An 8,930-nucleotide genomic window follows, 5' to 3' on the forward strand; every position below is an offset into this window, starting at 1 on the left:
CACGGCAGCCTAACCCCGGCAGAGGCTCCACTTATCGACGCGGATATTCTGTTCAGACAACCGGGGCCAGCTCAGAGTCCCGAGCAGATTGCCCGACGCTTGCCGATCGACTTCCCGGACGACAAGACGATGCGCATCAGCCACGACCCTTATGACCTGCACTGAATTTTCATCCAGCAGCAGTTAGTTAGAGTCTCGGGCCGCCCGAGAGAACGTTCGCGATATATCTTGCATAACGAGAAACTATTTGCCACGAACATCGTGGTGGAGCACTTTTGCTGTCCGTCATCGCTGAATTAGCGTCGGCGACAAGCAACAGCTGACAGTCGATCGAACGCCCAGCAGCAGCGTCGGGATCGATTGCCGCAAGGTGACATCGCCCCCGCTACAAGTTGGGACGTCTAGGGCTCATTGTACCATGCACCACATCCGTCCAACTCGACCTCTCTCTCAATACACTGCGCCAGTTAAGACCGAACCGGACGAGACTTATTATGATACCACAATCTCGTCATCGGTTGATCGGGCCCAGGCATCACTGTCGCCAGCTCCGAATTCAAGCAGCGGACAATCTGTCCTCGAGCGTTTTGAGGGAGCAGAGTTCATTTATCCGGCGGACATTGCACATCAAGGCAACACGCACAAATTGTCCTTGAAACAGGCATCCGCAGCGAGACAACTTCTGTATCATCCGGGAGACGTGCTTCGACGGGAAATCGCGAAAGCAGCAGGCCCACTCGTTCGTATTTTGATGAAATTGACCGACGCTGAACTAAGCACATTGTCGACGCGCTTAGTGTCACCGGGTTGTCTGCTTGCAGACAAATCGCCGAATGTATTGCTGGAAATCCTTGAGCGGTTGATTGATGATGCGCGACACGAGGCAGGCCGTGCAAGCGCAACAGACCGAACGGCCTTTATTTCCTTCTTAGGCGATCTCGGTACATTCTATGCCGATTCTAAGAAGAGCGACGGACCATTTTCATTATCTACAGAACAGAAGCAAACATTTCTTGGTCGGTTGTCAGATTTGATTGCTGAAGAAAAACTCACCGCTATCTCAGATGAAGTACTAAAACGAGTCGCAAAAGTCTCCGCGGGGACAGGAGTCGTGGGGCCGAAGAAGAAAGCGGAGAGGAAAAAAATAGACACCTCTTCGATACGAAGAGGGCTATACAACCTCGGCGACGAAATTGACGAAAGGCTTGGCGTGCCTGAACATACGCGAATTCCTCCGATCACTTGGAAGCCGATGCTTATCAAAGCAACACGGCTCTTAAACCTCGAGGAGCCTCTCGTTGGCCATATGTCGGGCTCCCCTGCTGAAATTTTGATGGTGTGGGACATGCTGTGCGGTCGTGCCGAGGGCGTATACACTGCGGCTCTTGATGCGCATCGGAATGCGATCAATGCAGGCATTGGCTCTGCGGAACCAAAGGACCATTTTAGTGCAGAAGAATGGGCAGCACGGCTTGCCCGTCTTGCCGGCGCTTGCGCGATGCAGATCGGCGTAGGTTATCACAGCGCGGTAGAAGTTGCGGAAAGCGCGCTCAAATATACCGGACAAGACTTGCGAAGCGTGCTTGCCGATCCGGCCACAGAGGATGCTACTCGGTTGCTCGGAGCAGGTGCTGCAACGGATCTTATTACGGAACTTTTCGAAACTCAAACAAAGTCAACTTTGGACTGCTCAGACGTGCTGGCCTTGCCGCCAAGGTTTATCCAATCCTGAGTTCGCCCTGGCAGTTTATTTGCCTAACTAGTCTTACTGCGTCACAAACGGTGGTCTGTGGAATGGACGAACTTGATTGCACAACAAGGACATCTCGACAGCGTTCGGACGAGCCCTTGCTGGAGTCGCCGTCGCATCGTCGTGATCGAATCTGGAATGTGACGTTGGGTCCGTAGCGGCAGAACCGCGGGGTCTGCAATCTGCGGGAACGCGAGCGAGCGGGATCGGCCGGGCGCGCCGAGCGCGCCGAGCGCCTGAGGGGGGAATCGTCTCCCGCTCGGAGATCAGGAATCCAAAGGCTGCAATGCACATCGTTGCGTGATGATGAAAGCCGCGCCAGCCGCGTCCCTCGAAGTGGCCAAGCCCGACCTCCTGCTTGAGTTCCTGATAGTCGCGTTCGATGCGCCAGCGCAATTTAACCGTCTCAACGAGAGTCCGGAATGCCACATCCTCCGGCAATGTCGAGAGCCAGTATTTGGTAGGCTGGTCCTCGCCTTTCGGCCATTCGATCAGCAACCATTCCTCCAATCGCTGGGTGGTTTGCCAATAATCACGGTGCGCGGCACGGACCCGCACGCGGGCAAAGCGCGAGCTCAGCTTTTCGTTCGTTCCTTGCCGCCACGTGATGGTGCGCCAAGCTTTGGCCGGCAGGCCGATCGCGAGCGTTTTGACGGCGGCCGGCCGATGCTGACGGTTGCGGCGCATCAGTTTCGGGGGACGGCCGCGGCCCGACCATGGCTTCGGCGGCAAGGGACCGGTGCCGGGCGCCCATACCGTTGTGCTCGACAGAAGACCCGCCACATAGGTCAATCCCAGCGCCGTGATCTCCGTGCGCAGATCGCTGTTGTTGCCATAGCCCGCGTCCATCAGCACGACACCGCGCGGAAGGCCGGTCGCACAGGCCCACTGCAACTGCTCCAGCGCGATCTCCGGCTTGGTCCGGAAGCCGACTTCGGAATGCCCACCTTGCGCCGCCGATCGCAATCCTCAGTCCATTCCTTCGGAAGATATAGGCGATAGGCGACAGGCAGGCTGGCGTGGTGGTTGGCAATCGACAGTGACACCGCCACCTGGCAACTATCCTGCTTGCCGAGCTGCCCGCAATATTGCCGTGCAACTCTAACCGAATGTCGCCCCTGCTTGGGAAAGCCGGTGTCATCGATGATCCAAGCTTCGATCGGGCCATGGCGTTCAATCGCCGGCAGGACCATCTCGCGTACCTTGCTCAGCACCTTCTCATCCGACCAGGTGCCGCTGCCGACGAAATGCAGCAGCGATTGATGCTGGGCGGCCGTCCGTTCCGGAGCCGTCACCGCCGCCATGGGCTCCACGCTCTTGCGACCGCCACAGGCCATGAGGCCGACGCAATAGTCGCGCAGCGGTGCCTTCCGATCAGCATGACCGATGACGCTGGCAAGCCCTTCCAAATACGCCGCAAATCGCATCTCACTGGTCTTGGTGCCACGCCCGCTCATGTAGCCTCCTCGGCTGATGGTCCATGCTTCAACCATCGCTGATTCCGGCCGGACAAAGCCTGCGGTTTTGTGACTCAGTCAGACTAGTGGTTCATCACAGGGGAGTAGCCCCGCGGAATTTCACCCCGGGGCTCTCGCAGAACCGGACATGACAGTCTCCCGTCATCCGGCTCCCATCAGGCAAACGTCCCAGTCATACCGAGTCGCCAGTGCACAAAGAGTCCCGCACTTTCCTTGACGAGTCTTAGGAAGAACTGACTCGCACCAGCTTTAGTGCGGCGGAAGCGCTTGAACTTCCGCACCGCCCACGCCACGAGCGTCTGATTGACGTATCGCAGGAAGGGATACAGTGCCGACCGAGTATAGCGCCCATAGTATGCAATCCATCCCCTGAGGAGAGGATTGATCTCTGAGGCTAGCTCCTGCAAGGACAGGTGTGTCTGCCGGCGCAAGTTCAAGGCCCGAATCGTTTCCCGCATGGTCTTCATTGCCGATGGACTGACTGCTGGAGTAAATCCTCCAAACAGCGAGTTGGTTCGGGAATTCATTACCTGACGGGAGCGAAAGCAAAATCCGAGGAAGTCAAAGCTGACATTCGGGTAGTTGCCTTTGCGATTCCCATCTCTGCAGTAGACGATCTTGGTTTTCGTTGGATGCATCTCCAGATGGCACTCTGCCAACCGGGCTTGAAGCTCAACCTTGAGGGTTTCTGCTTCTAGCTCGGTACGGCAGTGCACCAGTCGTCGAGTCGCCCGGGGGAGTTTCACCCCCAGGCGCTCACAGATCCGGACGTGAACGTCTCCGCTCATCCGGCTCTTACCGTCCAGCCGCCGTCTTGTGTAGCATCGGCCAATGGGCCATGTGTGGACGGCTCCGGGTTGGCAAGGAGAATCTTCACGTCGCAGGATTGGTCGGAGCAGCCATGTGTTCGGCCTGTTTGCGCGGTACACATGACCGCTGGCCATAATGCCCTCCGCGGATCAGGTCCCGGTCAAAAGCACGCATTCTAGATGCCATGGCCCAAGTGGGTTGTCCTGATCGCCGGATCGACCGGCACCGCATTACGTGCTGTTCGCCCTCCCAACCGTTACGTCACGCCGGCGATGTCGGCGCGATCTCGTTTAGGCCGCCAGCGCGGCCGGCTCCTGGTAGCGTTCGTTCCTCGCCATCATCGCCCAGGCCATCCTGGCGAGCTTGTTGGCAAGCGCGATGGCCGCGACCTTGGTGGGCCGCCGCGCCAACAATCGCGTGAGCCATGGCCGATGATCGGTGCCATGGATCTTTGCGTAGCGGATTACGGCGAGCGCGCCAGCCGTGAACAGGCTACGCAAATAGCGATCGCCCTGCTTGCTGATGCTGCCAAGCTTGTCTTTGCCCCCGCTCGAGCTCTGCTTTGGCACGAGGCCAACCCAGGCCGAGAAGTCCCGCCCGGATCGGAAGGCTTTGGGATCGGCAATGCTGGCGACCAGCGCTGTAGCCAGCGCCGGACCGACGCCAGGGATCGCGTCCAGCCGCTTGCTCGTCGTGTTTGATCGGTGCCAGGCGATGATGCGGCGGTCAAATTCCAGGATCTGGGCCTTCAGCGCGCGCAATTGAACGCCAAGAGCAGCAAGGCACATCCGGGCGACCTCCGGGACTCGGTCTTCGACTTTATCGGCGACGACTTCCAGCAATTGCTCGACGCCTCGCCGCCCAACAGGTGCGACAATCCCGAACTCGGCAAGATAGGCGCGGATCGAGTTGATGACGGCGGTCTGCTGGCGGATGAAGAGGTGGCGCGCTCGGTGAAGCATCAGACAGCTCTGTTGCTCGACTGTCTTGGTCGGCACGAACCGCATGTTGGGCCTCGTCACCGCTTCACAGATCGCCTCCGCATCCGTAGCGTCGTTCTTCTGCCGCTTGACGTAGGGCTTCACATAGGCCGGAGGCATCAATCGCACCGTATGTCCCAACGCCTGCAGTTCACGGGACCAATGGTGCGATGATGCGCAAGCTTCGATCCCCACCAGGCATGGCGGCAACTTCTGGAAAAACGCCAAGACGTGGCGGCGCCTCAATTGACGGCGTACGACCACCTGGCCGGCTGCATCAACGCCGTGCACTTGGAAGACCGACTTCGCAATATCAAGGCCAATCGTCGAGATTGACTGCATAGGCTGCTCCTCCGAATCGTGGGAGCCTCAAAACGGCACCCACTCCTTGGCACTCTCGTGCCGGTGGAGGAGCCGTCCACAGCATCAAAAGCGTGGGGGCGCGACAAGCAATGTCCCGTACCCAGTGCTCTGCCCGTCTTCGATGTCGCCGCAGACATTTGTATTTCGACATCGCCCATCGCGCCAGACATCGATTGAGATGGCGTAGTGTCGGGTAAAGCGCCGACTTGTAGTACCGACCATAGTAGTTCATCCAACCTCGAATGATCGGGTTGAACATCCTCGCCAGGTCGTCGATCCTCTTATCCACCCGGCAGCGTAGTTGCCATGCACGGATTTCCTGTCGGATTGCCTTCGTCGCGGCATTGCTGACACCGGGGCTGAAGTTGACGAAGTGCTTTCCCCAACGGTTCTTCGACCGACGGGCGCGGAACGTGTAGCCCAAAAAGTCGAATTTCTGTTCAGGATAATCACCTCGCCGGTCGTCATCCTTACAATAGACAATCTTCGTCTTGTCCGGATGAAGCTCAAGTCCGCATTCGGCAAAGCGCTTCGCAAGCGTCTCCTTCAGTTCTTGTGCCTGCCGCTCACTGTCGCAATGGCAGAGAATATCATCGGCATAACGCTCGAACGGGATGCTCGGATAATTTCTTCGCATCCACATGTCGAACGCATAGTGGAGAAAGAGATTCGCCATCAGCGGTGATACCACCGAGCCCTGCGACGTACCCTTCTCTCGGGGTTCAGGGGTGCCGTCTTCCAGTTGAACGGGAGCTTTAAGCCACCGTTCAATGTACAACAACACCCAAGCGCAGTCCGTGTGCTTCCGAATCGCCTTGAGCAAAAGCTCATGCGATATCGAGTCAAAATAGGCCCGAATGTCGACATCGAGCACGAAGGGATGCCGCCAGCATCGCTGGCGAGCAACCCCAACGGCAGCGCCGATTTTCCTGGTCGATATCCGAACGAGTCTGGATGAAAATGTTTCTCCAAATCCGGCTCCAGATATCCTTTGACGACTGCCTGAGCAACGCGATCCGACACCGTAGGAATTCCTAGCGGCCTCTTCCCGCCGTCGCGCTTGTCGATCTGCACACGCTTGACCGGCGGTGGAAAGTAGCTGCCCGAAGACATTCGATTCCAGAGCTTGTACAGATTGCTCTGCAAGTCTGTCTCGAACATCTCGATCGACTGCTCGTCCACACCGGCTGCGCCCCGATTTGCTTTAACCCGTTTGTACGCTTCCCAAACCCAGCGCTTGGGGATGTCATACGGCTTTGCTTGACCCAAAAGAGTCCTCCCGTTTCCGGTTGTTCTTCCAATCAAGCGGGACAGTGCCGTGCCTTCGCTCCGCCACCATTACAGTGCCTTCATCACTACTACACACGGCTCCGCCCCTGCATCGCGCATTGGTCCTCAGACTCTTGTGGGGCTTCCACTTGAACCATTCCCTTGGCATCGCGATACAGGTTCCCACGTTCCGCACAGAAGCCTGAACCGAGGTCACGCCACCTCGCCTGCCGGACGCCGCCTGAGCCGTAAACAGGTATCGCTCAGACTGATCCCAAGATAACGACTACCCCTTGGTTTTGACGTCTTCCCTACGCTTTCGACAGTTCATCAGTGGTTCGCTTGCGCTCGTCTCCTCGATCCTTACCTGACAGAGTCTTGCTCTGCCTTTTCCGGTCTCGCTCACCACCTCGACCATTGGGCCGAAGCAGCAGCCGGTGGTTTGAACCCTGATCCTGCAACCCGAGTTCGAGGGGCCAACCCCCATCTTCTGTGCAGCAAGGCTGCTCAAAGGTGCTCTACATCACACCTCCTTCGCGCCGTCGTGGCGCACGATCGTCGGCATAACGCACGACGATCATGTCGCCCCGGGCTTCTTGCCGTCTCCAGCGTTCGGCCCAGAGATCGTAGCAGTAATGCATGTAGACATTGGCGAGGAGCGGTGAAATTACCGACCCTTGACCCGTCCCCTGTCATCGACTGTTACGACGCCGTCTTCAAGTATACCCGCCTTGAGCCACTTCTGGATGAGGCGGACGATGCGCTTGTCGCCGATCCTATGTTCTAGGAAGCGGATGAGCCATTCCTGGCTAACAGCTCCAAAGAAGTTCTGGATGTCGGCGTCAAGTATCCAGTTCACCTTCTTTATTTTGATCGCTGCCGAAAGTGCATCCAACGCATCGTGCGGTCCCCGTCTGGGCCTGAACCCATAGGAGAAACCGACGAAGTCGACTTCATAGATCGCGTTGAGCACCAAGACGGTTGCGCCCTGGACGATTTTGTCTTCCAAGGCGGCGATCGCTAATGGCCGCTGCTTTCCATCCGCCTTCGGGATATACGTCCGGCGAGACGGTTGCGGCCGGTAGGCTCCTCGGTGGACCCGTCCGTGCAGATCCTCGAGCCTGAGCTCAAGATCCGACTCGTAGTCCTGCCACGTGACGCCATCCACCCCGGGCGCGGCTTTGCGCTTCAGCGCGTAGAACGCCGTCTTCAGGGTATCGACATTGACGTGGTGGAGAAGCGCGGTGAACCGCTCCTTCTTTCTTTGCCTTCCTGCTTGTCGTACGCGGTCCAGCGCCTGGGTCACGCGATTCCGGCTCTGCGCCCGGTTCGTGCTTTGCTGGCCCACGTTCCCCTTGGTCCCCGGCCTTGGCTCCACCGGCTCCGCAGCCGGTTGCCCGGCCTTGTTCGTCGGCTTCGTTGCTGTCGGGTCGGAGGAGGCGCCCACCCGATAACGTACATTCATGCTTTGCCTCCTTGTCGGAGGCCGGGACGAATCCAACGATGAGTCAAAAATCAGGCGCGCGCTTCACCGAGAAACAGGGTTATTACCTGGCTTTCATCCATACCTACGCCCACATGTTCGGACGTCCACCCGCCGAAGCCGACATCCAGCGCCACTTCCGCGTCAGCCCGCCTTCGGTCCACCAGATGATCGTCACCCTCGAACGAAACGGCTTCATCCGACGTCAACCAGGCGTCCCCAGAAGCATCGAAATCCTCGTGCCGCCGGAAAGCTTGCCGATCCTCGAATGGCTCGGTATCAAAACGTCGAAATCACTGTGATGAACCACTAGTCGATTCTGCGCACACTCCAAGCGTGCAGAATTTTGTGCCGGAAAGTAGCTATCACTTGCGCACGCCCAACCCATCGAAAGCGTGTTAGCGACCGTGCGACGCAGAACCGCGCGGACGAAAGGATCACCGTCGTCAACGATCGCCAGGCTGATGTTGTTCAAGCTAATTATCGCCGCATCAAAAACGGAGCGGCGGCTCAAAGTTCAAATCAGTTGCCGAAGGTGATCGCAGGTGTCAGATTCAACGACAGCATCGAGCTCAATCATATGCCGGCAAACAACGCCGTCTGATCCCCTCGTCACCCAAAATCCTGCATAGCTCCGAGCACTGGTCGCATCTGTGCACGTCGAATCCAATCGAAAGCGTCTTGCCACGGTTAAGCACCAGACTGTGCGAACGAAGGGAGCGTTAGTCGACCGTGAAGAACGTTGATCATGAGGTCTGTTGACGGGATGACCAGGCGCCGGCGAACAGGAAGGCGCA

6 protein-coding genes and 2 pseudogenes are annotated in these 8,930 nt (G+C 58.0%); 3 read left to right on the forward strand and 5 right to left on the reverse strand.

The genetic code is table 11. The annotated features are described in order from the left end of the window. Positions 1–418 precede the first annotated feature (418 nt). The gene (locus tag D6B98_RS38950) at positions 419–1,732 is read left to right on the forward strand and encodes a hypothetical protein (protein ID WP_126262175.1); all 1,314 of its coding nucleotides are present in this window, start codon (positions 419–421) and stop codon (positions 1,730–1,732) included. 33 nt (positions 1,733–1,765) lie between these two features. Here the strand turns inward: D6B98_RS38950 and D6B98_RS38955 are convergent. From D6B98_RS38955 to D6B98_RS38980, 5 genes and pseudogenes are all read right to left on the reverse strand, one after another. Then, positions 1,766–3,207, reverse strand: a pseudogene (locus D6B98_RS38955) (IS701 family transposase). A gap of 176 nt (positions 3,208–3,383) precedes the next feature. Further along, complete coding sequence (locus D6B98_RS38960) at positions 3,384–4,016, reverse strand: group II intron maturase-specific domain-containing protein (RefSeq protein ID WP_235884957.1); 633 nt, start codon at positions 4,014–4,016, stop codon at positions 3,384–3,386. A 312-nt stretch (positions 4,017–4,328) separates the two neighbouring features. Further along, positions 4,329–5,360, reverse strand: a complete 1,032-nt coding sequence (locus tag D6B98_RS38965) for an IS110 family RNA-guided transposase (protein WP_126262177.1) — start codon at positions 5,358–5,360, stop codon at positions 4,329–4,331. Continuing rightward, a complete protein-coding gene (locus tag D6B98_RS38970) occupies positions 5,332–6,255 on the reverse strand; it encodes a reverse transcriptase domain-containing protein (RefSeq protein WP_347338663.1) in 924 nt (307 codons plus the stop codon). Before D6B98_RS38970 ends, D6B98_RS38965 begins: the two co-directional genes overlap by 29 nt. Before the next feature lie 1,062 nt (positions 6,256–7,317). Then, positions 7,318–8,115, reverse strand: coding sequence for a reverse transcriptase domain-containing protein (locus D6B98_RS38980; RefSeq protein WP_347338662.1), 798 nt, complete (start codon positions 8,113–8,115; stop codon positions 7,318–7,320). A gap of 38 nt (positions 8,116–8,153) precedes the next feature. Between D6B98_RS38980 and D6B98_RS38985 the strand changes: the two genes are divergently transcribed. Together D6B98_RS38985 and D6B98_RS41300 are read left to right on the forward strand one after the other, a co-directional pair. Continuing rightward, the gene (locus D6B98_RS38985; protein WP_126262178.1) at positions 8,154–8,435 is read left to right on the forward strand and encodes a LexA family protein; all 282 of its coding nucleotides are present in this window, start codon (positions 8,154–8,156) and stop codon (positions 8,433–8,435) included. Between the two features lie 66 nt (positions 8,436–8,501). Beyond that, positions 8,502–8,737: pseudogene (locus D6B98_RS41300) on the forward strand (IS256 family transposase); the annotation flags it as partial. Positions 8,738–8,930 lie beyond the last annotated feature (193 nt).

Source organism: Bradyrhizobium sp. LVM 105, assembly GCF_003957705.1.
In the GTDB taxonomy this organism is placed as follows: domain Bacteria; phylum Pseudomonadota; class Alphaproteobacteria; order Rhizobiales; family Xanthobacteraceae; genus Bradyrhizobium; species Bradyrhizobium frederickii.